21 protein-coding genes are annotated in these 25,116 nt (G+C 57.8%); 12 read left to right on the top strand and 9 right to left on the bottom strand.

The features are described 5' to 3' along the window. Positions 1–26: 26 nt before the first annotated feature. Positions 27–1,541: a dGTPase gene (dgt, locus tag F0320_RS03615; RefSeq protein ID WP_126328823.1), complete on the bottom strand. Its 1,515-nt coding sequence runs from the start codon at positions 1,539–1,541 to the stop codon at positions 27–29. A gap of 82 nt (positions 1,542–1,623) precedes the next feature. Here dgt and mtnN point away from each other — a divergent pair, with 82 nt between their 5' ends. Genes mtnN through F0320_RS03600 form a run of 3 tightly spaced genes read left to right on the top strand, consistent with a single transcriptional unit; the run spans position 1,624 to position 3,766 of the window. Next, entirely contained in the window at positions 1,624–2,322 is a 699-nt protein-coding gene (mtnN, locus tag F0320_RS03610; protein ID WP_014882620.1) for a 5'-methylthioadenosine/S-adenosylhomocysteine nucleosidase, read from the top strand. Next, positions 2,315–3,115, top strand: a complete 801-nt coding sequence (btuF, locus tag F0320_RS03605; protein ID WP_126328824.1) for a vitamin B12 ABC transporter substrate-binding protein BtuF — start codon at positions 2,315–2,317, stop codon at positions 3,113–3,115. The genes mtnN and btuF overlap by 8 nt, the downstream gene beginning before the upstream one ends. A 27-nt stretch (positions 3,116–3,142) precedes the next feature. Further along, positions 3,143–3,766 (top strand): TRIC cation channel family protein, encoded by a 624-nt coding sequence (locus F0320_RS03600; RefSeq protein ID WP_023310447.1) that lies wholly within the window; start codon positions 3,143–3,145, stop codon positions 3,764–3,766. A 38-nt stretch (positions 3,767–3,804) separates the two neighbouring features. Here F0320_RS03600 and erpA read toward each other — a convergent pair whose 3' ends face one another. Beyond that, positions 3,805–4,152 carry an iron-sulfur cluster insertion protein ErpA gene (gene erpA, locus F0320_RS03595; protein ID WP_047651481.1) on the bottom strand — a complete coding sequence of 116 codons (348 nt, stop codon included), beginning with the start codon at positions 4,150–4,152 and terminating at the stop codon, positions 3,805–3,807. 79 nt (positions 4,153–4,231) lie between these two features. Beyond that, a complete protein-coding gene (gene clcA, locus F0320_RS03590) occupies positions 4,232–5,632 on the bottom strand; it encodes a H(+)/Cl(-) exchange transporter ClcA (protein ID WP_126328825.1) in 1,401 nt (466 codons plus the stop codon). 177 nt (positions 5,633–5,809) lie between these two features. Between clcA and hemL the strand changes: the two genes are divergently transcribed. Next, positions 5,810–7,090, top strand: a complete 1,281-nt coding sequence (gene hemL, locus F0320_RS03585; RefSeq protein WP_126328826.1) for a glutamate-1-semialdehyde 2,1-aminomutase — start codon at positions 5,810–5,812, stop codon at positions 7,088–7,090. Between the two features lie 92 nt (positions 7,091–7,182). Here the strand turns inward: hemL and fhuB are convergent, their stop codons facing one another. The 6 genes from fhuB to hrpB all read right to left on the bottom strand — a co-directional run bounded on the left by fhuB (position 7,183) and on the right by hrpB (position 18,495). Further along, entirely contained in the window at positions 7,183–9,165 is a 1,983-nt protein-coding gene (fhuB, locus tag F0320_RS03580; RefSeq protein ID WP_126328827.1) for a Fe(3+)-hydroxamate ABC transporter permease FhuB, read from the bottom strand. Further along, positions 9,162–10,052, bottom strand: a complete 891-nt coding sequence (gene fhuD / locus F0320_RS03575; RefSeq protein ID WP_126328828.1) for a Fe(3+)-hydroxamate ABC transporter substrate-binding protein FhuD — start codon at positions 10,050–10,052, stop codon at positions 9,162–9,164. The genes fhuB and fhuD overlap by 4 nt, the downstream gene beginning before the upstream one ends. Continuing rightward, complete coding sequence (gene fhuC / locus F0320_RS03570; RefSeq protein ID WP_126328829.1) at positions 10,052–10,849, bottom strand: Fe3+-hydroxamate ABC transporter ATP-binding protein FhuC; 798 nt, start codon at positions 10,847–10,849, stop codon at positions 10,052–10,054. Before fhuC ends, fhuD begins: the two co-directional genes overlap by 1 nt. Before the next feature lie 50 nt (positions 10,850–10,899). Beyond that, positions 10,900–13,149 carry a ferrichrome porin FhuA gene (gene fhuA, locus F0320_RS03565; RefSeq protein ID WP_126328830.1) on the bottom strand — a complete coding sequence of 750 codons (2,250 nt, stop codon included), beginning with the start codon at positions 13,147–13,149 and terminating at the stop codon, positions 10,900–10,902. A gap of 235 nt (positions 13,150–13,384) precedes the next feature. Continuing rightward, a complete protein-coding gene (gene mrcB / locus F0320_RS03560) occupies positions 13,385–15,910 on the bottom strand; it encodes a bifunctional glycosyl transferase/transpeptidase (protein WP_126328831.1) in 2,526 nt (841 codons plus the stop codon). A gap of 155 nt (positions 15,911–16,065) precedes the next feature. After that, the gene (hrpB, locus tag F0320_RS03555; RefSeq protein ID WP_126328832.1) at positions 16,066–18,495 is read right to left on the bottom strand and encodes an ATP-dependent helicase HrpB; all 2,430 of its coding nucleotides are present in this window, start codon (positions 18,493–18,495) and stop codon (positions 16,066–16,068) included. A 73-nt stretch (positions 18,496–18,568) separates the two neighbouring features. On the opposite strand from hrpB, the gene thpR reads away from it, so the two are divergent. From thpR to panC, 8 genes are all read left to right on the top strand, one after another. Continuing rightward, entirely contained in the window at positions 18,569–19,123 is a 555-nt protein-coding gene (gene thpR / locus F0320_RS03550) for an RNA 2',3'-cyclic phosphodiesterase (protein ID WP_126328833.1), read from the top strand. Further along, positions 19,113–19,817 (top strand): DNA/RNA nuclease SfsA, encoded by a 705-nt coding sequence (gene sfsA / locus F0320_RS03545; RefSeq protein ID WP_047646650.1) that lies wholly within the window; start codon positions 19,113–19,115, stop codon positions 19,815–19,817. The genes thpR and sfsA overlap by 11 nt, the downstream gene beginning before the upstream one ends. 176 nt (positions 19,818–19,993) lie before the next feature. Then, positions 19,994–20,449 carry an RNA polymerase-binding protein DksA gene (gene dksA, locus F0320_RS03540; RefSeq protein WP_001155232.1) on the top strand — a complete coding sequence of 152 codons (456 nt, stop codon included), beginning with the start codon at positions 19,994–19,996 and terminating at the stop codon, positions 20,447–20,449. A gap of 59 nt (positions 20,450–20,508) precedes the next feature. Further along, positions 20,509–21,399 (top strand): tRNA glutamyl-Q(34) synthetase GluQRS, encoded by an 891-nt coding sequence (gene gluQRS, locus F0320_RS03535; RefSeq protein ID WP_126328834.1) that lies wholly within the window; start codon positions 20,509–20,511, stop codon positions 21,397–21,399. Positions 21,400–21,441: 42 nt separating this feature from the next. Beyond that, positions 21,442–22,839 (top strand): polynucleotide adenylyltransferase PcnB, encoded by a 1,398-nt coding sequence (pcnB, locus tag F0320_RS03530; protein ID WP_072162357.1) that lies wholly within the window; start codon positions 21,442–21,444, stop codon positions 22,837–22,839. After that, positions 22,836–23,315 carry a 2-amino-4-hydroxy-6-hydroxymethyldihydropteridine diphosphokinase gene (gene folK, locus F0320_RS03525; RefSeq protein ID WP_126328835.1) on the top strand — a complete coding sequence of 160 codons (480 nt, stop codon included), beginning with the start codon at positions 22,836–22,838 and terminating at the stop codon, positions 23,313–23,315. Before pcnB ends, folK begins: the two co-directional genes overlap by 4 nt. 123 nt (positions 23,316–23,438) lie before the next feature. After that, complete coding sequence (gene panB / locus F0320_RS03520) at positions 23,439–24,230, top strand: 3-methyl-2-oxobutanoate hydroxymethyltransferase (protein WP_126328836.1); 792 nt, start codon at positions 23,439–23,441, stop codon at positions 24,228–24,230. An 11-nt stretch (positions 24,231–24,241) separates the two neighbouring features. Beyond that, on the top strand, positions 24,242–25,093 hold the full coding sequence (panC, locus tag F0320_RS03515) for a pantoate--beta-alanine ligase (RefSeq protein ID WP_047651502.1): 852 nt from the start codon (positions 24,242–24,244) through the stop codon (positions 25,091–25,093). Positions 25,094–25,116 lie beyond the last annotated feature (23 nt).

Here is a 25,116-nt window from a genome sequence, read left to right as displayed (position 1 = left end):
TTGGCCGTCTTTACAAAACTCCGGCGTTATTCCACCGCCATCAGCTTGCGATATTCATCCCAGGCATACAAATCCGTCATGCCGCTGATATAGTCCTGGATAAGACGGCAGCGATAATAATATTCCATCACCGGCCATTGGGGAGAGTGGCGTTCCAGCTTGCCAATCGCTTCGACATACGCCAGACGATGCCGGGTAGAAAGTTTCTGATAAAGCCGCGATTCGATGGGTATTCTGCGCACGCGATCGTGTTCCACCAGTTCGCTGAATTCGTCGACGGACAGCTGGAGCAACGGGGAATAAATTTCCAGTAACCCACTGATTACCCGATAGCCCTGCAGCTCTAACTGCTCGACATCCGGGTGGCTGAATACATGCCGCATTGCCACATGTTTATAAAGCTCAAGGAGCTGGCTGAAACTGCTGTCATCTTCCAGCAGCGCGTGGTTGAATTCCCCGCTGAAAATAAGCGGCAAATTATCAATAAAACGCGACGCCGCATACGGCACCAGTTTATTTAATGTATTGACCCGCAAATACATAAAGAACTGGTCTTCAGTACTGCGGCTTAATGTATTTGAGCGCGATTTCTCCCAGGCATTTTCGACAACCTGCGCAAACAGCGAGCCTTTTTCATGGGTGCCCCAGGCCGTATAAAGATGCTGATAAAGCTCTTCGACGCTGAAGATTCTTTTCTCAACCGCATCTTCCAGATCGGCCACGCAATAGGAAATATCATCGGCGGCTTCCATAATCCAGGTCAATGGAAAGCGGCCATTTGCAGTCAATGAAAGTTCTTTACGTAACCGCTCAATATAGGCCTCTTCAGAAAGGTAATAGCCCGGTTTTTTCATTAAATAGCTATGGGACGCGGGCGTATCCCCCATCCACCACGCGGGACGCGTGTATTTCAGAATGCAGCCGACCTGGGCCCAGGTCAGGTTCATACGCATCAGGGAGTGGACCAGCCGGATCCCCTGCGCGTTGCCCTCAAAATGACATAAATCCTGGCGCACCTTGCGGCGCAGATCGTTCAGCCCCTCTTCACCTTCACGCAGGCGTAAATCGCGTACGATGCAGCGGTCATCGCTGAGGGGCTGGCTTACCGCATCCGAAGGGAAAAGCCGCTGCTTAAACCAGTCATTGATAGCCGCCTCACCAAAGTGGCCGAAAGGCGGGTTGCCGATGTCGTGCATCAGGCAGGCCATCTCAACGATGCTCTCGAAGGGCCCCGTCAGCTCGTCCAGACCATAGGTTTCCAGTAAACGCTGCTCTTTGAGACGGCTCAAAATCTCTTTGGCAATATAGCGCCCGACCTGCTGCACTTCCATGGAGTGGGTTAAGCGCGTGCGCACCGCGGCGTTACGCTCCAGCGGGAACACCTGAGTTTTTTGCTGCAGACGGCGGATGGCGGGCGAGTTAATAATTCGCCCGCGATCGCTTTCGAAGATACGCAGGATCTCATGTTCGCTCTTGTCGCCCTGCGGCGAACGGAAACGTCGGTGCCAGTTAATTTTGGTGCGAAAATCGATTGGTGACATGTGCTCCCCCGCGTGAGAATGCGTTTCCCCTTAACCGCATGATAGACTATGCATCTTAACAAGGCACATCGCGAGTAAATCTATGAAAATCGGCATTATTGGTGCAATGGAAGAAGAAGTTACGCTGCTGCGTGACAAAATTGAGAACCGTCAGACCCTCTCTCTGGGGGGTTGTGAGATCTACACCGGCCAGCTGAACGGTGTTGACGTGGCTCTGCTGAAATCAGGCATCGGTAAAGTGGCTGCTGCGCTGGGTGCAACCCTGCTGCTTGAGCGCTGCAAGCCGGACGTGATCGTGAATACCGGCTCTGCGGGCGGCCTGGCGCCGACGCTGAAAGTGGGCGATATCGTTGTCTCCGACGAAGCGCGTTACCACGATGCCGACGTCACCGCGTTTGGTTACGAGTACGGTCAGCTACCGGGCTGTCCTGCTGGTTTTAAAGCTGACGACAAACTGATTGCGGCGGCAGAGACCTGCATCGCAGAACTCAACCTCAACGCGGTACGCGGTCTGATTGTCAGCGGTGATGCCTTCATCAACGGCTCCGTTGGGCTGGCGAAAATCCGTCATAACTTCCCTCAGGCGGTTGCCGTTGAGATGGAAGCGACAGCGATCGCTCATGTTTGCCATAACTTCAGCGTACCCTTCGTGGTGGTTCGCGCCATCTCTGACGTGGCTGACCAGCAGTCCCACATCAGCTTCGACGAGTTCCTGACCGTTGCGGCAAAACAGTCCACCGTGATGGTGGAACGCCTGGTGCAGAATCTGGCACGTGGCTAAACATACCTTCAGGGCGCTGGCCGCCCTGCTTCTTCTCGCACCGCTGTGGCTCTATGCGTTACCGCGCGTGATTACCCTCTCTCCCGCGAATACGGAACTGGCGTTTGCCGCCGGGATCACGCCCGTTGGCGTGAGTAGCTTTTCGGATTACCCACCGCAAGCCGCGGGTATTGAACAGGTGGCAACCTGGCAGGGGATGAACCTTGAGCGCATCGTGGCGCTTAAACCGGATCTCGTGCTGGCCTGGCGCGGCGGCAACGCCGAGCGGCAGGTCAACCAGCTCACCTCGCTTGGCATAAAAGTGATGTGGATTGATGCCGTCAGCATTGAACAAGTCGCTCAGGCGCTACGTTCTCTCGCCCCTTATAGCCCAACCCCCAAAAAAGCCGAGGCTGTGGCGAAACAGATGCTCAGTGACTATGCTGCGCTGAAATCCCAATACGATACGCCTGCTAAAAAGCGCATCTTCCTGCAGTTTGGCAGCCAGCCGCTGTTCACCACCGGAAAAGGGTCGATTCAAAACCAGGTGCTGGAAGTCTGCGGCGGTGAAAACATCTTTGCCGCCAGCCGGGTGCCGTGGCCTCAGGTGAGCCGCGAGCAGGTCCTGGCGCGCCGGCCGCAGGCCATCATCGTGGTCGGAAATGCGAGCGAGATTCCTAAAATTGAACAATTCTGGCAAAAGCAGCTAAAAATTCCGGTGATCCCACTCAACAGCGACTGGTTTGAACGCGCCGGTCCGCGTATTATCCTCGCCGCAAAACAGCTCTGTGCCGCGCTGGCAGAGAGTCACTAACATAAGACCCTTTTCGAGGATTTAACGATGCTCGTTTATTGGCTGGATATTCTTGGCACAGCCGTTTTTGCTATCTCCGGCGTTCTGCTCGCTGGAAAACTACGCATGGATCCGTTTGGCGTGCTGGTGCTGGGCGTCGTGACCGCCGTTGGCGGCGGAACTATCCGCGATATGGCGCTGGCGAATGGCCCGGTGTTTTGGGTGAAAGATCCTACCGATCTGGTGGTCGCGATGGTCACCTGCCTGTTAACCATTGTACTGGTTCGCCAGCCTCGCCGCTTACCCAAGTGGATATTGCCGGTACTGGATGCCGTCGGTCTGGCCGTGTTTGTTGGTATTGGCGTCAATAAAGCGTTTAATGCCGGTACCGGTCCGATGGTGGCAATCTGCATGGGCGTATTAACCGGCGTGGGCGGTGGGATCATACGCGACATTCTGGCGCGTGAAGTGCCGATGATCCTGCGTACTGAAATTTACGCAACGGCCTGCATTGTGGGCGGGATCGTTCACGCTACCGCGTACTACACCTTTGCCCTCCCGCTGGAAAATGCCGCGATGCTGGGGATGGTGGTCACGCTGGTGATACGTTTAGCGGCGATACGCTGGCATCTGAAGCTACCGACGTTTGCGCTGGATGATAACGGAAGGTAAAAGCAAAACGGTAACCGCCAGGTTACCGTTTTTGGTCATCAGATGCTGAACGACGAACCACATCCGCAGGTGCTGGTTGCGTTCGGGTTAGTCACAACAAAGCGTGAACCTTCCAGACCTTCAGTGTAATCCACCGAACCGCCTACCAGATATTGCAGGCTCATCGGGTCAACCACCAGCGCGACGCCCTGTTTCTCGATAGTCATATCGCCATCGTTAACCTGATCGTCAAAGGTAAAACCATACTGGAAGCCGCTGCAGCCGCCACCGGTAATATAAACACGCAGTTTCAGATCCGGATTGTCTTCGTCGGCAATCAGGTTTTTCACTTTGTTGGCTGCTGCTTCGGTAAATTCGAGCGGTACAGCTACTACGTCATCACTCATCTTATGCTCCCATGAATACTGCTATTGGGCAAAATTCACCCAATTCTTTATGTCATTATCTAATACCCTGGTAATTCATTCAAGTATTCTGCGCGGCGGCCCGCTCCGCCTCTTGTTTTGCCAGGGTACGCGCAAGGATGGTGGAGTATAGCGGTTTTCCACCCAGGAACTGGGCTAATAGTGTCGCGCCGAGACAGGTAATGATCATTGGCAAAATGAGCTGGTAATTGTCCGTCATCTCCAGCACCAGCACGATGCCAGTCAACGGCGCACGCAGGGACGCGGCCAGCAGCGCGCCCATTCCGGCCACCGCAAACGTCCCGGCTTCAAGGTGATAGGCGGGAAAGCCCACTTCGGCCGCCATACCAAACGCAGTCCCCAGCAGCGTGCCCAGCGCCAGCATCGGGGCAAAAATCCCGCCGGGCGCACCGGAGGAGAAACACAACACCGTTGTGATGACGCGTGAAATAAACATAAACAGCAGCAGACCCACGCTGAAATTCCCCGCCGCCGCAATGGGAATCAGCCCGAACCCGCCGCCTGCAGCATTCGGCTCGATAAACCCGAGTACGCCACACATGCCGCCCAGCAGACCCCCCATCAGCACCCATTTCGTGGTGTTCCCGCCATGAATGCGCTGGAACATATCCTGGGCGCGCAGGATAAAGGTGTTAAACAGCGGCCCCACCACGCCAAAAATCATGCCGAGGATCAGGTAAAGCCACAGGGTGTTAACCGGCGCGTTGGTCAGTTTACCCACCTCAATGACCGCCCCTTCGCCATTAAAGAGGCGAAACACGATGCTCGACATAATGACGCCGGTAAACACCGCTTTAACGGAGATCAGGTTGTAGCGAAACTGCGCGCGCATCTCTTCGATGATAAACAAAATGCCCGCCAGCGGCGCGTTAAAGGCCGCCGACAGCCCCGCCGCCGCACCGGTTGCCAGCAGCGTATGGCGCGCTTCGGCGCTGCGCATCCGAAACAGATCGCCCACCATGCGGCCAACGTTCCCGCCCAGCTGAACCGTAGGCCCTTCCCGGCCAAGAACCATCCCCGCGCCCAGCGTACCCATGCCGCCGATAAATTTCACCGGGATGACGCGCCACCAGCGCACCGGACGCAGCTCCTCCAGGGCCCCTTCAATTTCCGGGATGCCCGATCCCCCCGCCTCCGGCGCGAATTTACGCACCAGAAAATATCCCACCATGGCAAACAGCGCGGACAGCCCGAACGCCGCAACCCAGACCAGCCATCGGCTGTCGGCGAAACCGGCCACGGTTCCCACTCGCCAGTTGAGTACGGCATTAACCGCTTTTTCAAACGCTACGCCAACCAGGCCCGCGAGAGTGCCCACCACGGCAGCGGCCAGCAGGATCGCCAGCGGCGTTTTATCGCGATTGAGCAGTCGCCGAATGCTGATTCGGTGCTGGGCCCGCGTAAACTGTTGTTCTTCAAAAGATGGAGAATCTGATTTCATGTCCTGTTCTTATTCGTCATACAAAAACCCGTAAGGATTTTACCAGAGACGACCCTACCGTCTCCTGAAAATTACTTAACAAATCTTAAAGCATTGCCCGGCTAAAAATTTCATAACCTTCCCCGAATCACTTAGAATAGTGGGCTTAACCATTTTATTCGAACCAGGAACGACGCCATGAGCAAGTCTGAAAACCTCTACAGTGCAGCCCGCGAGCTTATTCCGGGTGGCGTGAACTCACCTGTGCGCGCCTTCACCGGCGTGGGCGGTACGCCGCTGTTTATCGAACGTGCTGACGGCGCGTATCTGTATGATGTCGATGGCAAGGCCTATATCGATTATGTGGGTTCCTGGGGCCCGATGGTGCTGGGACACAACCACCCGGCCATTCGTAACGCGGTGATTGAAGCCGCCCAGCGTGGCCTGAGCTTCGGTGCGCCAACCGAAATGGAAGTGAAAATGGCCGAGCTGGTGACTGAACTGGTTCCTACCATGGACATGGTGCGCATGGTGAACTCAGGTACCGAAGCGACCATGAGCGCCATCCGCCTGGCGCGCGGTTTTACCGGTCGCGATAAAATCATCAAGTTTGAAGGCTGTTACCACGGTCATGCGGACTGCCTGCTGGTGAAAGCCGGTTCCGGCGCGCTGACGCTCGGCCAGCCGAACTCCCCGGGCGTACCGGCAGATTTCGCGAAGCATACCCTGACCTGCACCTACAACGATATTGCTACCGTTCGCGCGGCGTTCGAGCAGTATCCGCAGGAGATCGCCTGCATCATCGTTGAGCCGGTCGCCGGCAACATGAATTGTATCCCGCCGCAGCCTGACTTCCTGCCGGGCCTGCGCGCCCTGTGCGATGAGTTCGGCGCGCTGCTGATCATCGATGAAGTCATGACCGGCTTCCGCGTGGCGCTGGCGGGTGCCCAGTCATATTACGGCGTTGAGCCGGACCTCACCTGTCTGGGTAAAATCATCGGCGGCGGCATGCCTGTCGGCGCATTCGGTGGACGTAAGGACGTGATGGAAGCCCTGGCGCCAACCGGTCCGGTTTACCAGGCGGGCACGCTCTCCGGTAACCCCATCGCCATGGCGGCGGGCTTTGCCTGCCTGACCGAAGTGGCTCAGCCGGGCATCCACGAAACCCTGACCGACCTGACCACGCAGCTGGCAAACGGTCTGCTGGAAGCCGCAGAAGAGGCCGGTATTCCGCTGGTGGTTAACCACGTGGGCGGCATGTTCGGGATTTTCTTCACCGATGCGAAAACCGTGACCTGCTATCAGGACGTGGTGAAGTGCGACGTTGAGCGCTTCAAGCGCTTCTTCCACCTGATGCTGGAAGAAGGCGTGTACCTCGCGCCGTCAGCGTTCGAAGCGGGCTTTATGTCGGTGGCGCACAGCGAAGATGATATCAACAACACCATCGACGCCGCGCGTAAGGTGTTTGCGAAGCTCTAAGATGTGCGGCTTGATGCCCTCACCCCACCCTCTCCCACGGGGAGAGGGTGCAAACACTAAAACGGCAATCTAAAGATTGCCGTTTACTTTTATTACCGACTCTGCTTTCTCAACAGATAAATAAAGTACGGCGCACCGATAAAGGTCGACAGCAGACCCGCCGGGATCTGATACGGGAACAGCACCATTCTTCCGCACCAATCCGCAAACACCAGCATCACCCCGCCCGTCAGGGCCGACATGACGATATGCGGCATCGTCCGGCGGAATCCCATCATTCTGGCAATGTGCGGCGCCATTAATCCGACAAAACTCAGCGGTCCAATCGTCAGGGTTGCCACAGCCGTCAGGCACGCCGCCAGCAGCAGCAGGGCCACGCGCGCTGGCGTCAGCGCCATTCCCACCGCGCGCGCGGTTTCACTGCCGAGCGGCAGAACGGTCATCCAGCGGCGGCACAGCGGCACCATTGCCAGCAGCACGAGCATTGCGATCCCGGACCAAACCACCTGGCTGCCGGTGGCGTTGTACGTTGAGCCGGAAATCCAGGTCAGGATCTTCGCCATACGCGGATCGCCGCTGGCCTGCAGCATCATCAGCAGCATGGTAAATGCGGTGCTGAGCGCCATCCCGGCCAGCAGCATGCGGTGCGGTGAAAATCCGCCGCGGCCGGCGGCTATCAGGATAATCATCAGCGTGACTGCCGCGCCGATACTGCCGGCAGGCATCAGCCAGCCAAACGCATTCTCTGGCACAAAGAACAGCATCAGCACCACGCCAAAGGCGGCGCCAGAGCTGATCCCGAGCACTTCAGGGCTTGCCATCGGGTTGCCGGTCAGACGCTGAATAATGCACCCCGCCACCGCCAGCATTACCCCTGCGATCAGCGCAGCGAAGATACGCGGCCAGCGCCACTGCACCAGTTCATTGAGTAAATCACCCGTTGCCCAGTGCCAGCCCGAGGCATCGCGTCCGAATGAGAGCGCCGCGAACGAGGCGATCATCAGCACCGCCAGACCGGCAAGGCTAAACCACAGCACCGACCGACGTTCAGCGTAAACTTTATCGCCCGCGTCCATCGCCGGTGCGCTCATGCTGCGCAGGCGCGGGAGCAGCCACAGCAGCAGCGGCGCCCCGATAAGCGCGGTCACAGAGCCGGTGGAGACTTCCCTCCAGACCTGCGCCAGCCAGAGAATAAGCTGATCGGAAAGCCAGAGGATCAGCGCCCCAATCAGCGGCGCCAGCATCAGACGCGCCAGCAGGCGACGCGCCCCGAGCATTTTCGCCAGCAGCGGCGCAAACAGGCCGATAAACCCGATGATGCCAACCGCGTTGACCAGCAGGGCACTCAATACAATCGCCAGCGTCAGCGCCGCCAGACGAGCCAGCGACAGCGCCAGCCCCAGGTTACGCGCCACGCCATCGTCCAGCCCCATGAGCGTCAGAGGGCGCAGGAGCAGCAGCGTCAGCAAGACGCCGCCAGCCAGCTGCGGCCACAGGTGCTCTACAACGCTCCAGTCGGTCTGGGTGAGCGTGCCGGTACTCCACAGGAACATGCTTTGCAGCCGATCGTGATGGAACAGCACCAGCAGTTGGTTAATCGCCCCGCAGTACAGGCTCACCACCAGCCCGGCCAGAATAAGCGTCACCGGGGAAAGGCGCTTGCCCCAGGCCACGCCAAAGACCAGCGCACCCACCACGCACGCTCCCGCGAGTGCCGCAAACTGCGAGGTTAACGCTCCCGGCAGCGCCCACAGCGTGGTGATGGTGATCCCAAGCTGCGCGCCGGTCGCGACGCCGAGGGTGGTTGGCTCTGCCAGCGGGTTACGCAACACCTGCTGGAACAGCACGCCCACCAGCCCTAAGCCGGCGCCGACCAAAAGGGAGATCGCCAGACGCGGCAGCAGGCTGTAGTGGAACAGCATCTGCTGAATATTGTCGATATCCGGCGAGGCCAGAGCGGCCCCCCACTGCTCGCGCGGTAACGCCGTGGAGAGGTTGAATCCGGTTAATACCAGCGCAACAAGAAAAAGCAGGGATAACAGCAGCGCCGGGAAGCGGGCGATACGCGTACTCATGCTTTACCTCCCAGGGCGTTATCCAGCACGCGGGCAAAATGCATGGCCGACAGCGTCGCGCCGTAGAACCAGACCGCCGGAACGCGCTGGAAGCGCCTCTCGCGCACAAACGGCATCGCCTGCCAGAGCGGAGTCGCCATCAGGGTTTGCATGTCGCGTTCGTTACCGTGGTCGAAACAGAGCACGTCCACATCGCGAAACGCCGCCAGGCGGTCGATACCCACGGCGGTACTGCCCCAGAAGGTCATCTCCCCTTCCCAGGCATTGCGAATGCCGAAGCTGTCCAGCACCTCCTGGAACAGACAGTTTTTACCGAAGACCAGCATATGGCGGGCATCCAGCAGCGTCACCATGAGCAGCGGACGATCGCCCCGGAGAGCAAAGCGCGGCTTCAGGGAGTCAATCAGGGCATCAAATTCGTCGAGATGCTTTTTGGCCTCCGCTTCGCGGTTGAGGAAATGCGCCATCTCGTTAATCGAGTTTTTCGCCACAGCCAGCGGTTTTTTACCGTCGCTGAAAGCGAATCCGCGCCCGGGCGCAATGCGCGCCATGATCTCCTCTGACGGGCCATAGCCCGCAGACCAGAACAGGAACGAGGGTTTCATCTGGGTGAGCAATTCGAGGTTTGGCTCCGTTCGCAGGCCGACGTCGATTACCGAGTCCGGCAGCTTTGGCTCGTTCACCCAGAGGTTATAGTTAGGAATGTCCGCCACGCCATAGGGCGTGACGCCGAGCGCCATCATCAGTTCGACCGGCAGCCACTCCAGAGCCACAATACGGTGCGGATCGACGGCAGCGGCACGCGCCGTATTCATTTTGAACAGCAGCGGCGAGAGCGCCATCGCCGTCAGCAGGCGACGGCGGCTAATGCGTGTGTTATTCGGCATCAGTAGACAAAGCTCACCGGTGCAGCCCCGGCAGGGTGAGGCAGAATACCCATCGGAATACCGTAAATATGTTCCAGCGTTTCGCTGCGCATCAGCTCTGCCGGTGTGCCCTGGGCAATCATCTCGCCCCCGCGCAGCGCGACGAGGTAGTCACAATAGCGCGCGGCCATGTTGATGTCGTGCAGGACCGCAATGACCGTCAGGCCACGCTGCTGGCTCAAGCGATGCACCAGCGCCAGGACGTCGACCTGATGGGCGATATCCAGCGCAGAGGTCGGTTCATCCAGCAGCAGGCAGCGGCTGTCCTGCGCCACCAGCATCGCAATCCACGCGCGCTGGCGTTCACCGCCGGACAGGCTATCTACCAGACGGTGCGCCAGCGGTTTTAGCCCGACCAGCGCAATCGCCTCTTCCACTTTCTCTCTGTCGGCGACGCCGAAGCGACCAAGCGCACCGTGCCAGGGATAACGCCCAATCGCCACCAGCTCACGCACCGTCATCCCTTCCGCCTGCGGCAGCTGCTGCGGCAGATAGGCCACTTTGCGGGCAAAGGCTTTACTGCTCCAGCTCTCCAGCGGTTGGTCATCCAGCTGAATATCGCCTTCTGAAGGCGGCTGATGGCGCCCCAGCATCTTGAGCAGGGTGGATTTACCGGAACCGTTGTGACCAATCAGGCCCGTCACTTTACCGGCAGGGAACGTCAGAGAGAGCGGATGCAGCAGCGTGCGCCCGGGTACGCGAAAGGAGAGAAGGTTGAGCGTAAAGGTGGTGTCGGGTTGCGTTTGAATATCCTGCATATCAGCCAACTTAAATAAAAAGGGCACGGCGAACCGTGCCCGAAGAGAGATTAGAAGCGGAAGGTCGCGGTGGCAACAACCTGACGTTCAGCACCCCAGAAGCAGCCGTAGGTATTAAAGCAGCTGGCAACGTACTCACGATCGAACAGGTTGTTCACGTGCAGCGCCACGTTTGAGCCAGCCATGCCAACGCGTGCCAGATCGTATCTGACCAGCGCATCGACAACGGTGTAGCTGCCCACCTTGAAGGAGTTCGCCGGATCGCCATAGCTAGAGCCGGTGTAACGCACCCCAGTGCCCAGCGTCAGGCCAGACAGCGCACCGTCAAACAGGGTGTAATCGCCCCACAACGACGCCATGTGTTTTGGCACCTGAGCAGGCGTGTTGCCTTTGTAGGTGGTGTCCGTGGTGTATTCCGCGTCGGTATAGGTATAAGAACCCACCAGGTTAACGCTCGCAGACAGGGCCGCTTTCGCTTCCAGTTCTACGCCACGCGCGCGGATTTCACCGCCCTGAACCGAGAAGAAGGAGCCCGCCGGGTCCGCCATCAGGTTGTTGGTTTTGGTCAGCTGGTACAACGCACCGGTGACGACGATCGGACGATCGTTCGGCACGTATTTCACGCCCGCTTCGTACTGTTTGCCTTTAGACGGCGAGAACAGTTTGCCCTGAGCATCGGTCTGCGATGCCGGTTCAAACGATTCGCTGTAGCTAAAGTACGGGGTTACGCCGTTATCAAACAGATAGTTAACGCCACCGCGCCAGGTGAACTGGGTATCATCACGTTTGGAGGTGGTGTTCGTCACGCGGTTGTAGGATTCCTGATCGGCCCAGTCATAACGGCCGCCCAGGGTTACCAGCACTTTATCCCACTGCGCCTGATCCTGAACGTACAGCCCCGTCTGTTTCTGACGGTTGAGGATCTGATATGGACCGGAGGTCGCGGGATCTTTTGAGCCGAAATCAAAATCGCTATTCACCGGATTGTAGAGATCCAGCAGCGGAACAGAGTCGTCGTAACCGAACCAGGAGTTGATATCATTCCGCATGCGCATAAAGTCAACGCCGGTCAGCAGGACGTGGTCCACCTCGCCGGTTGCGAATTTGCTCTGCAGCTGGGTATCAACGGTAAAGTTCTGCAGCTTTTCGTTATCGACAACGTATTTACGCGCCAGATAATGGCCTTTGTCCGATGGCGCTAACGCGGCACACTGTTTGTTGCCGCTGTTTGCCGGGTCGGTACAAACGCCATAACCGTATACGCTGTTTTGCGAGGTTTTGTTCTCGGCAAAGCGCAGGTTCTGACGCACGGTAAAGGTATCGTTGAACTCGTGGTCGAAGCTGTATCCCACCATTTTCTGGTTACGGGAATAGGTATTGTTCTTCGCGCCTTCGTTGAAGTTCGTCGGCAGACGATCGCCGTTCGGCAGCGGCTCAACCGTTCCCTCTTTTGGCAGCCAGCCGTAGTAGCCCGTTTCAGGCTCGTTCTGGAAGTAGGAGAGGAACGTGAAGGTAGTTTTATCATCCGGACGCCAGGAGAACGATGGCGCGATGGCGTAACGCTGCTCTTCCGCACGCTCCTGCTGAGCGTTATTAGAACGCGCAACGCCCGTTAAGCGATAAGAGTAAACGCCGTCGTCGTCGATCGCATCGCTAAAGTCAAACCCGGTCTGGAACAGGCTATCCGTGCCGACTTTGAACTGGATCTCTTTCAGCGGCTCGGTTGTTGGGCGCTTACTGACCATGTTCAGCAAACCGCCCGGGCTGCTTTTGCCGTACAGAACGGAAACCGGACCGCGCATGATTTCGGCGCGCTCCAGCATGTAAGGATCAATCACCGCGTCGTTATAGAAGTTCCCCTGCATTTTCATGCCGTCGAGGTAGTTATTCTGCGTCTGGCCATCGGCCGCGAAGCCGCGAATGATCAAATAATCATAGGTGTTAGACGCGCCGCGCGTGCCTACCGCAACGCCCGGCGTGTAGCTCAGGGCTTCTTTCACCGAGCGCGGCTGATGCAGCGCCATCTCTTCGGCAGTGACGACAGAAATAGACTGCGGGACCTTTTGAATGGGGGTATCCGTTTTGGTTCCGGTCGCGGATTGCCGTGCGGCGATGGTCGCAGCTGGCCCCCAGGCACTTTCCTGTGCCGCAGGAGCTGCGTTTACCGTAATGGTTTCTTCTTTTTTCGGGGTTTCGGCCGCGTGAGCATAAGCAGACATGCCGGCAACCGCTGTGGCGACGACGACCGCGAGCTTACGCAGCGACGTGTTCATTGGCTGAGCAGTATTGGAAAGCGCCATGTTGAATCTCTGATGTGAAAGTGAATGATAACGTAAACGAGAATTATTATTATGAGCGCCAGAATAATATGCGAAACGCTGGTTGCATAGCAAGCAGTAAGCGGCCCTATGAGAATTAAGGGTTTAAGAAATCATCAAGAGAAAACGAAGGGTTAATCAGAGTTAAAGCGAGGGTTAACGAAATGAGGTCTACGGGTAAAAAAAGCCCCCTTCCGGGGAAGAGGGCTTTAAAAGGCTAGTTACCGCCGAACATGTCTTTAATCCAGCCCGCGACACCGTCGCTATCTTTCTTCTCATTCTGCTGCTGCGGCTGTTGCTGCTGCGGCTGCTGTGGTTGAGAAGACTGGTCAAACGGGTTACCGGTTGGCTGTTCTGGCTGGCTTTGCTGGCACAGCGAGTCCGGGTTTGCCGTCCAGACAGGCAGCGTACGTATTCCGCCGCCGCAGACGAAGTTACCGGAGCTGTCCACGCCCATATCGACGATATCTTCCGGCGCAACCAGATTCAGCGGCACAGGAGACTGATTTGCCAGATAGCGCTGGTAAATCGACATCGCCCCGCTCGCGCCGTACAGCTTGGTCGGCTGGTTGTTGTCGCGGCCTACCCAGGTGATCACCACTTCGCGGCCATCAATACCGGCGAACCAGGTATCGACGTTGTTGTTGGTGGTCCCGGTTTTACCCGCCAGATGCAGACCCGGATACTTCGCGCCCAGCTGACGGCCGGTACCGCGCTGCACGACCTGCTGCATCGTCCACAGCGTCATATAGGCGGCCTGAGCAGGAACGGCACGCTCCGCCTGCGGGAAGCTCTGATACAGCACGGAGCCATCTTCAGCAATCACCGAACGCAGGGCAGACAGCGGCGCGCGGTTGCCCCCGCTGGCAATGGTCTGGAACGCCTGCGCCACTTCGATTGGCGTCAGGTTAAGCGCGCCGAGGATCATCGCCGGCACCGGGTGCAGCTGATCTTTCGCCACGCCCAGTTTTTGCCAGGTGTCGACAATCGCCGGCAGTCCCAGCGACATGCCCAGGTTCACCGTTGGCACGTTCATGGAACGGGTCAACGCATCCACCAGCATGACCTGGCCGCTGAACTGTTTATCATCGTTCTGCGGTGACCAGACCTGGCCGTTAGGCTGGCGCAGGGAGATCGGCGCATCCGCAATCCAGGTATTCAGGCGATACTGATTTGGCTGGCTCAGGGCTGTGAGGTAGGTTGCCGGTTTTGCCAGAGAGCCGATTGAGCGACGCGCCTGCATCGCACGGTTGTAGCCTGCAAACTGCGGCTCGGCCCCGCCCACCATCGCGCGCACTTCGCCGGTGTTACGGTCAACCACCACCATCGCGGTTTCAAGATCGGAGAGCTTACGCTGTTTCTTCAGCGCCGGAATGCCTTCCACAGCCGCTTTTTCGGCCGCATCCTGCGCCACGGAGTCAAAGGTGGTGAAGATCTTCACGCCGGAGAGATCTTTGACCTTATCACCGAGCTTGCTTTGCAGCTCCTGACGCACCAGCTGCATAAACGCTGGCTGCGGGGAGATCACGCCGCCGCGCGGCTGAACGCCGAGCGGACGCGCGCTCAGCATGTCGTACAGCTCCTGGTCAATCACCTGCTGCTGTTGCAACAGACGCAGAACGAGGTTACGACGCTCCAGCGCCAGTTTCGGGTTGCGCCACGGGTTATAAATGGACGCCCCTTTCACCATGCCCACCAGCAGCGCCTGCTGGTCCAGGCTCAGCTCTTCCACCGGACGGCCAAAGTAGTACAGACTCGCCAGCGGGAAGCCGCGGATTTCGTTATCGCCGCTCTGACCGAGGTACACCTCGTTCATGTACAGCTCAAGGATACGATCCTTGCTGTAGCGCGCATCCATCAGCACGGCCATGTAGGCTTCGTTCGCTTTACGCCAGTAAGAACGTTCGCTGGAGAGGAACAGGTTCTTCACCAGCTGCTGGGTCAGCGTACTCGCTCCCTGCACGGTACGACCGGCAGTGAGGTTAGCCAGCACCGCACGACCAATCGAGTAGAGGCTGATGCCATCGTGCTCGTAGAAGTGACGGTCTTCGGTTGCCAGCAGGGTATCCACCAGCAGATCCGGGAAGCCGTTACGCGCCACGAACAGGCGCTGCTCGCCGTTTGCTGACGAAAGCATGGTGATCAGACGCGGATCGAGGCGGAAGAAACCGAACTGACGGTTGTTATCCATGTTCTCGATGGTGTCCAGACGATCGCCGTCAAAGGTCAGACGCGCGCGCACCTGCCCCTCTTTGCTGTCCGGGAAATCAAACGGACGACGGATCATCTCAATGCTGTTGGCCTGCACGGTAAATTCGCCAGGACGGGTCATTTTAGACACCTGACGGTACTGGGTGGCTTCCAGCAGTTTGACCATCTCGTTTTTGGTGATGGACATATCTGGCTCAAGGTTCACCATACGGCCATACACTGCCGCAGGTAGCTGCCAGACTTTACCGTCGATACGGCTGCGGATCTTCTGATCCAGATACACGCCGTAAATCGCCATCAGGACAACAAAAACAATAAACAGCTTCAGCAGCAGCCAGAACCAGCCGCGTTTGCCCCGAGGCTTACGCCCTTTGCCTTTTCCATTACGCGGCATCGGTTCTTCATCCTCATAATCGTCTTCATAGTCTTCGTCATAGTCCTCATCTCTGAGGCGACGACGGCTTACCTTTTCTTTCGCCGGACGCGCTGGTTTTCCCTTACGTCCTATTGGCTCGCGGTCATTCCCCGCCATGCTTTTTCTCCGCAACTTTCAGGCGCAAAGGCCAGATTTTCTTTTCTTTCACAGGTCTGTGAAAGAAGAAATCTCTCAAAATTTGTTTTCTCCCTCTCCCCGCGGGAGAGAGTCGGGGTGAGGGCATCAGGCCGCACTCCCCTCTTCCACCTAACTTACGAATATTTCTTCGTTCGCCGCGTCGGCGCCGTATTCGCCGGATCGTCCGGCCAGACATGTTTGGGATATCGCCCCTTCATCTCTTTCTGCACTTCACGGTAGCTTCCCGCCCAGAACGCCCCCAAATCTCGGGTGATTTGTAATGGACGATGCGCAGGCGACAGCAGCTCAAGCACTAACGGCACACGCCCTTCCGCAATGGACGGCGTGGTGGCTTCACCAAACATCTCCTGCATCCGAACCGCCAGCGCCGGCGGATTATCCTCATGATAACGGATGGCAATCCGGCTTCCGGTCGGCACAGTGTAATGCCCTGGCAGTTCACTATCCAGACGTTGACGTGATGACCAGTCCAGTAAATTCTGTAACGCGGTCTTAACATCAAGCGCCTTAAGGGCTCGCAGAGAGTGTACGCCGCTCATTTGCGGCAGTAGCCAGCGCTCAAGCGTAGCGAGCAGCGTCTCGTCATCCACCGCAGGCCAACCGTATTCCGGTAGCCACTTCGCGGCGCAGTGCAGACGAATGCGGTACTGCTCCGCTTCCGGCGTCCAGTTCAGGGCGCTCAGCCCTTTTTCCCGAATTCCGTTCAGCATGGCCTGATGAAGCTCGTCTTCCGACGGCTTCGCCAGCGGCTTCGTCCCAAGCGTCAACTTGCCAATCTGGCTACGACGAAAGGCCTTCAGCGTGCCCTGGGCGTCATCCCATTCCACGGTATCAGATTGCTGAAGCAGCTGCGGACAGGCTCGCGTCAGAGCGTCAATCTCTACGGCTATCGCCTGCAGGATACGCGCATCCGGAGAATGGCTGCCTTGCAGCAACAGCGGGGCGATCAGCCACTCGTGACGCGTCAGCGCATCATCGCTGTCCAGCATCGCCCCCATGCCGTTTGCCAGCTGGTAGCGACCGTCCAGCCCGCGCCGACGCGCGATCCTGTCCGGGAAAGCCAGGGCCAGCAGGAAGGCAATCTTATCGCTGTCAGGCGCTCCTCCCCGGCTATTCAGGCGTTTGCTCAGCTGCTGCGCCCGCTGCTGCCAGTTACCCTGAGTGCGCGAAAACGCCTGCCCCAGATCGCTGCTGCCACCGCGAGGCGGCTCCTCAAGAATAGCCGCCAGTTTTGCCGCCGTGGCAATTTCATCATCCCCTTGCGCGGCCACCAGCATCGCGGCCAGACGCGGATCGTTGCCCAGCGCCGCCATTTTCTGGCCGCGCGCCGTCAGACGCTCGCCTTCCAGCGCGCCAAGCTGGGTCAGCAGGGTGCGCGCAGCGGTGAGGTTTACGACAGGAGGAGGATTAAGCCAGGTGAGCTGCTCAGGGTTCGGACAGCCCCACTGCAGCAGATCCATCACCAGACCAGACAAATCGCTTTGTAAAATTTCCGGCGTGCTTTGCTGTGCGGCGCGTTCAGCCTGCTCCGCGCTGGTCAAATGCAGGCAGATGCCCGGCTCAAGACGCCCCGCGCGGCCCGCGCGCTGCACCATCGACGCCTGGCTGATGCGCTGCGTCAGGAGTTTAGTCAGCCCGGTGCGCGGGTCAAAGCTTGCCACCCTCTCCTGCGCGCTATCCACCACCAGGCGAATCCCTTCAATGGTCAAACTGGTCTCAGCAATGTTGGTTGCCAGCACCACCTTGCGCTGCCCCGCCGGCGCAGGAACAATCGCTTTACGCTGATCCTGTAGCGACAACGCGCCGTAGAGCGGGCAAAGCAGCACGTCGCCGCCTACGCGGGTAGAAAGCTGCTCCTGCACGCGCTGAATTTCACCGACGCCGGGCAAAAACAGCAGCAGGGAACCGGCTTCCTGGCGCAGCAGCTCAGCCGTGGCAATGGCGACGGCCTCGTCAAAACGCTGATGGGGGGGAAGCGGCTGATAGCGGCGTTCAACCGGAAACGCCCGCCCTTCTGAGCTGATGACTGGCGCATCGGGTAATGCCTGTCGTAGCCGCTCGTTGTCCAGCGTAGCCGACATTATCAGCAGCCGGAGATCGTCGCGTAGCCCCTGCTGCACGTCCAGCAACAGCGCGAGGGCCAGATCCGCCTGCAGGCTGCGCTCGTGGAATTCATCGAGGATCACCAGCCCGACGCTGGTCAGCTCCGGATCGTTTTGCAGCATGCGGGTGAGAATACCCTCGGTGACCACTTCAAGACGCGTGGTTGGGCCAACGCAGGTCTCGGCACGCATCCTGTAACCTACCGTTTCGCCCGGTTTTTCATTCAGCAGTTCCGCCAGACGTTGCGCCACGTTGCGCGCGGCCAGCCTGCGCGGCTCCAGCAGGATAATTTTCCCGCGGATATTTCCGTCTTTCAGAATCTGCAGCGGCAGCCAGGTGGACTTGCCCGCGCCCGTAGGGGCATTCAGCAAAACCTGCGGGGAATGGCGTAAGGCAGCGAGAAGCTCAGGAAGAATGACGGCGACCGGCAATGAGGACACTAACAGCTCCAGAGGGTTAACATTAGTCGGCGTACATTGTAGCATCGGCGCATATCATTACCGAGTCCTCCGTATGCCTGAGTCGAAACGGCTGTTTTTTGCCATTGAATTGCCCACCGCGATACAGCGTCAAATTGTTCGCTGGCGTGCCGACAACTTCCCGCCGGAAGCAGGCCGCCCTGTCGCGGCGGCCAACCTGCACCTGACGCTGGCCTTTTTGGGCGACGTCAGCACCGAAAAACAGCGGGCGTTAGCCGCCATGGCCGGGCGTATTGCCCAGCCGGAATTTACGCTGCAACTCGACGACGCGGGTCAGTGGCTGCGTTCGCGCGTGGTCTGGCTGGGAACGCGCCAGCCGCCGCGCGGATTATTGCAGCTGGCAAATATGCTGCGCGCGCAGGCGGCGCGCAGCGGCTGTTATCAGAGCCCGCAGCCGTTTCATCCGCACATCACGCTGCTGCGCGATGCCGGTCAGGCCGTTGCCATCCCGCCGCCGGGTTTTCACTGGGCCTTTCCGGTCAACGCATTCGCGCTTTATGAATCCGTCTTTGCACAGGGACGCACCCGCTATACGCCGCTACAGCGCTGGACGCTGGGCAACACCGAAAGGAATTCCGATGAAGTTTAGTCCTCCCCTGCAGCACGCCACGCTTATCCAACGCTACAAACGCTTCCTCGCCGACGTGATTACCCCCGAAGGGGTTCAGCTCACCCTGCACTGCCCCAATACCGGCGCCATGACGGGGTGTGCGACGCCAGGTGACAGGGTCTGGTATTCCACATCAGAAAATAGTAAACGCAAATATGCCCATACCTGGGAAATGACCGAAACGCAAAACGGGGCATTTATTTGCGTTAACACCCTGCGCGCAAATCAGCTGGTTAAGGAAGCGCTGACCCTTGGCGCCATTCCCGAACTGGTGGGATATGGCACGCATAAAAGTGAAGTGAAATATGGCGATGAAGGCAGCAGAATTGACTTCATGTTACAGGCGGAAGACAGGCCTGAGTGCTATATTGAAGTGAAATCAGTGACGTTAGCGGAACAGGAAAATGGCTACTTCCCGGATGCGGTAACGCTACGTGGCCAGAAGCATCTGCGAGAGCTAATGAGTGTTGCGGCGGCGGGCAAACGCGCCGTATTGCTGTTTGCGGTGTTGCATTCAGCCATTGAACGTTTCTCCCCTGCCCGCCATATTGATCCTAAATACGCGCAATTGTTGAATGAGGCACAAAAGCAGGGGGTAGAGGTTTTCGCTTATAAAGCGGAACTTTCTGCCGATAATATGACTCTGAGATCCTCTCTTCCCATTGTCTTATAAGGGATTAGACGATTGTCGAATAAGTGTTCTGGCCGCGTGCGCAAATACGCTTTTCCTCACAGGCTTGTCAAGTGTTACGTTTAGATAATTGCCATACGGAAAAGCATCTGCTATTTATAGCGACCTGATTTTTCCCCCAACACGGGGATCGATAGTGCGTGTTAAGGAGAAGCAACATGCAAGAAGGGCAAAACCGTAAAACATCGTCCCTGAGTATTCTCGCCATCGCTGGGGTGGAGCCGTATCAAGAGAAGCCGGGCGAAGAGTATATGAACGAAGCCCAGCTGTCGCACTTCAAGCGTATTCTTGAAGCATGGCGTAATCAACTCAGGGATGAAGTCGATCGCACCGTTACTCATATGCAGGATGAAGCTGCTAACTTCCCGGATCCGGTAGACCGTGCCGCTCAGGAAGAAGAGTTCAGCCTCGAACTGCGTAACCGTGACCGCGAACGCAAACTGATCAAAAAGATCGAGAAAACGCTGAAAAAAGTCGAAGACGAAGATTTTGGCTACTGCGAATCCTGCGGTGTTGAAATTGGTATTCGTCGCCTGGAAGCGCGTCCAACCGCCGATCTGTGCATCGACTGTAAAACGCTGGCCGAAATCCGCGAAAAACAGATGGCCGGTTAATACCAGCGCTGTTTACACACTCTAAAGGCGGGAGTCTCTCCCGCCTTGTTACTGTTGATATGTCTGAATCACACTATATTGGGCGCTTCGCGCCATCTCCTTCCGGTGAATTACACTTCGGCTCATTAATTGCCGCGCTCGGCAGCTACCTGCAGGCTCGCGCCCGTCAGGGCAAATGGCTTGTCCGCATTGAAGATATCGACCCTCCGCGTGAAGTTCCCGGTGCTGCAGACACTATTCTGCGTCAGCTGGAACATTACGGTCTTCACTGGGATGACGAGGTTCTCTGGCAGTCAAAACGTCACGATGCCTATCGGGAACGTCTGGCCTGGCTTCGCGATCGGGGGCTTTCCTATAACTGCACCTGCACCCGCGCGCGTATCCAGAGCGTGGGAGGGGTCTATGACGGCCATTGCTGCACGCTCAACCTTCCCCCGGAAAATGCCGCCGTGCGCATCAAGCAGCGCTCCCCGGTGACGCGCTTTAACGATCTCCTCTCCGGTGAGATTCATGCCGATGAACGTCTGGCGCGTGAGGATTTTATTATTCACCGTCGTGACGGCCTTTTCGCCTACAACCTGGCCGTGGTCGTCGACGATCGTTTCCAGGGCGTGACGGAAATTGTGCGCGGGGCGGATCTGGTCGAACCGACCGTGCGACAAATATCGTTGTATCACCAGTTTGGCTGGACGGCGCCGGACTACATTCATCTGCCGCTGGCGGTTAATGCGCAGGGCTTTAAATTGTCAAAGCAGAACCACGCCCCGGCCCTGCCAGACGGCGATCCGCGTCCTGTTTTGATCGACGCGCTGCGGTTTCTCAACCAGAATGTAACCAACGAATGGCAGGATCTGCGTATTGACGAACTGCTGAAAATGGCCGTTGCCAACTGGACGCTCGCGGCAGTGCCAAAAATCCAGCATTCTCAAATGCGTTGCGCTGAGCTATGATTAGCCGCTTTTTTCATAACAAAACACACTACGAGGTGTACCATTTTTACCCGAGTCGCTAATTTTTGCCGTAAAGTGCTAAGCCGCGAAGAGAGCATGGCGAACGATGCTATTGCACAGCCACACATGTCGGTTATTCCGCGTGAGCAGCACACTATTTCCCGCAAAGATATCAGTGAAAATGCCCTCAAGGTGCTCTATCGTCTGAATAAAGCGGGCTACGAGGCCTACCTCGTGGGCGGTGGAGTGCGTGATTTACTGCTGGGCAAAAAACCAAAAGATTTCGACGTGACGACCAGCGCCACGCCTGAACAGGTGCGCAAATTATTCCGCAACTGCCGTCTCGTTGGCCGCCGTTTCCGTCTGGCTCACGTGATGTTTGGGCCGGAAATTATCGAAGTGGCGACCTTCCGCGGCCACCACGAAGCGGGCGCATCCGATCGCACCACGTCACAGCGCGGCCAGAACGGCATGCTGCTGCGTGACAATATCTTCGGCTCCATCGAAGAAGATGCCCAGCGTCGCGACTTCACCATTAACAGCCTTTATTACAGCGTGGCGGATTTCACCGTGCGCGATTACGTCGGCGGCATGCAGGACCTCAAAGAAGGTCTGATTCGCCTGATCGGCACCCCGGAAACGCGCTATCGCGAAGATCCCGTGCGTATGCTGCGCGCCGTGCGTTTCGCCGCCAAGCTCAATATGCGCATCAGCCCGGAAACGGCTGAGCCGATTCCGCGCCTGGCGACGTTGATTAACGACGTGCCGCCTGCCCGCCTGTTCGAAGAGGCGCTGAAGCTGCTGCAGGCCGGCCACGGCTTTGAAACCTACAACCTGCTGCGCGAATACAATCTGTTCCAGCCCCTGTTCCCGACCATTACCCGCTACTTCACCGAAAGCGGTGACAGCCCAATGGAGCGGATGATTGCGCAGGTGCTGAAAAATACCGATACCCGTATTCGCAACGACATGCGCGTCAATCCGGCGTTCCTGTTTGCGGCGATGTTCTGGTATCCGCTGCTGGAAACGGCCCAGCGAATTACCCAGGAGAGCGGGCTTGCCTACTATGACGCCTTCGCGCTGGCCGCAAACGACGTGCTGGACGAAGGGTGCCGTACGCTCGCTATTCCAAAACGCATTACCACGCTGGTGCGCGATATCTGGCAGCTTCAGCTGCGCATGTCCCGTCGTCAGGGCAAACGCGCCTGGAAGCTGATGGAGCATCCAAAATTCCGCGCCGCCTTCGATCTGCTGTCGCTGCGTGCTGAAATTGAACGCAACCAGGAGCTGCAGCGCCTGGCGCAGTGGTGGGCCGAATTCCAGGTTTCCGCCCCGCCGGAGCAAAAAGACATGCTCACCGGTCTGGATGAAGAGCCGGAACCGCGTCGCCGCCATCGTCGCCCGCGCAAGCGCGCGCCGCGTCGTGAAGGGACAGCATGACCCTCGCGTATATCGCCATCGGCAGCAATTTAGCCTCTCCGCTGGAGCAGGTGAACGCTGCCCTACAGGCGCTTGGGGAGATCCCACAAAGCAAGATCGTGGCGGTCTCCTCTTTCTACCGCACGCCGCCGCTGGGCCCGCAGGATCAGCCTGATTATCTCAATGCCGCCGCGGTGCTGGAAACTGCCCTTGATGCCGAAACGCTGCTGGATAACACCCAGCGCATCGAACTGCAGCAGGGCCGCGTGCGCAAAGCCGAGCGCTGGGGACCGCGCACGCTGGACCTCGACATTATGCTGTTTGGTCACGAGACCATTCACACTGAACGTCTCACCGTTCCGCATTACGACATGAAAAATCGCGGGTTTATGCTCTGGCCGCTGTTTGAAGTCGCCCCCGATCTCATCTTCCCGGATGGCACCCCACTTAAGTCCATTCTGGACAACCTCAACGCGGAAAGACCCGCCCGCTGGTGATCCGGTTCCCCTGCCGATTAGCCTCAAAATAATTGTGGCTAATCGGTTACCTAAAATCATTGTTCCCCCGAATGTTACTGTTAGAATGCGCAAAGATTCGCTTTTGGGCTATCAGGAAACAGTATGAAACCAACCACCATCTCCTTACTGCAGAAATGCAAACAGGAAAAAAAACGCTTCGCCACCATCACCGCGTATGACTACAGCTTCGCCAAACTCTTTGCCGAAGAGGGTATCAACGTCATGCTGGTCGGAGATTCGTTAGGGATGACGGTACAAGGACATGATTCCACCCTGCCGGTCACGGTTGAGGATATCGCTTACCACACGCGTGCGGTGCGCCGCGGGGCTCCAGCCTGCCTGCTGCTTTCCGATCTTCCGTTTATGGCCTACGCCACGCCGGAGCAGGCATTCGAAAACGCGGCAGCGGTCATGCGTGCTGGCGCTAACATGGTCAAAATTGAAGGCGGTGCCTGGCTGGTGGATACGGTGAAGATGCTCACCGAGCGCGCCGTGCCGGTGTGCGGCCATTTGGGCCTGACACCGCAGTCCGTCAACATCTTTGGTGGCTATAAAGTGCAGGGCCGCGGTGACGCCGCCCAGACGCTGTTTGATGATGCCCTGGCGCTGGAAGCCGCAGGCGCTCAGCTGCTGGTGCTGGAGTGCGTGCCGGTTGAGCTGGCGAAGCGTATTACTGAAGCCCTGTCGATTCCGGTGATTGGTATTGGCGCAGGCAACGTGACCGACGGTCAGATCCTGGTGATGCACGACGCCTTTGGCATCACCGGCCGGCATATTCCTAAGTTTGCCAAAAATTTCCTCACCGAAGCGGGCGACATGCGCGCTGCGGTCAGGCAGTATATTGCCGACGTTGAATCCGGTGTTTACCCGGGTGAAGAACACAGTTTCCATTAAGGAGTCTCGTTGTGCTAATCATTGAAACCCTGCCGCTGCTGCGCCAGCATATCCGTCGCGCGCGTCAGGAAGGTAAACGTATCGCACTGGTCCCGACCATGGGCAACCTGCATGACGGCCATATGAAGCTGGTTGACGAAGCAAGAGCCCGTGCAGATATCGTGGTGGTCAGTATCTTCGTTAACCCAATGCAGTTTGACCGCGCCGACGATCTGGCACGCTATCCGCGCACCCTGCAGGAAGATTGCGAGAAGCTCAAAAAACGCCATGCGGATATTGTCTTCTCTCCGGCACCGGCGGATGTCTATCCTCAGGGTACCGATGAGGCCACTTACGTTGACGTACCGGGCATTTCTACCATGCTGGAAGGCGCAAGCCGCCCGGGTCATTTCCGCGGCGTATCGACCATCGTCAGCAAGCTGTTCAACCTGGTGCAGCCGGACGTAGCCTGCTTCGGTGAGAAAGATTTCCAGCAGCTGGCGCTGATCCGCAAGATGGTTGCGGATATGGGCTACGATATCGAGATTGTCGGCGTACCGATTGTACGCGCCAAAGACGGTCTGGCGCTCAGCTCGCGAAATGGCTACCTGACCGCGGACCAGCGTAAAATCGCGCCGGGCTTAAGCAAGGTCATGAACACCATGGCAGAACAGCTGCTGGCGAAAGAGTTAACTGCCGAAGAGATTATTGCTCTGGCTGAACAGGCGCTGAACGATAAAGGCTTCCGCGCTGATGATATTCAAATTCGCGATGTCGACACGCTTCTGGAGCTTACACAGACCAGCAAACGTGCGGTCATTCTGGTGGCGGCATGGCTTGGTCAGGCCCGCCTAATCGACAACAAAGTGGTTGAACTGGCGTAGGTTTCTCTACCCGGAAGATGAAA

Source organism: Enterobacter dykesii (genome assembly GCF_008364625.2).
Lineage (GTDB): Bacteria > Pseudomonadota > Gammaproteobacteria > Enterobacterales > Enterobacteriaceae > Enterobacter > Enterobacter dykesii.
Note: the sequence above shows the minus strand (reverse complement) of the source record. Positions and strands in the feature narration are given on the sequence as shown.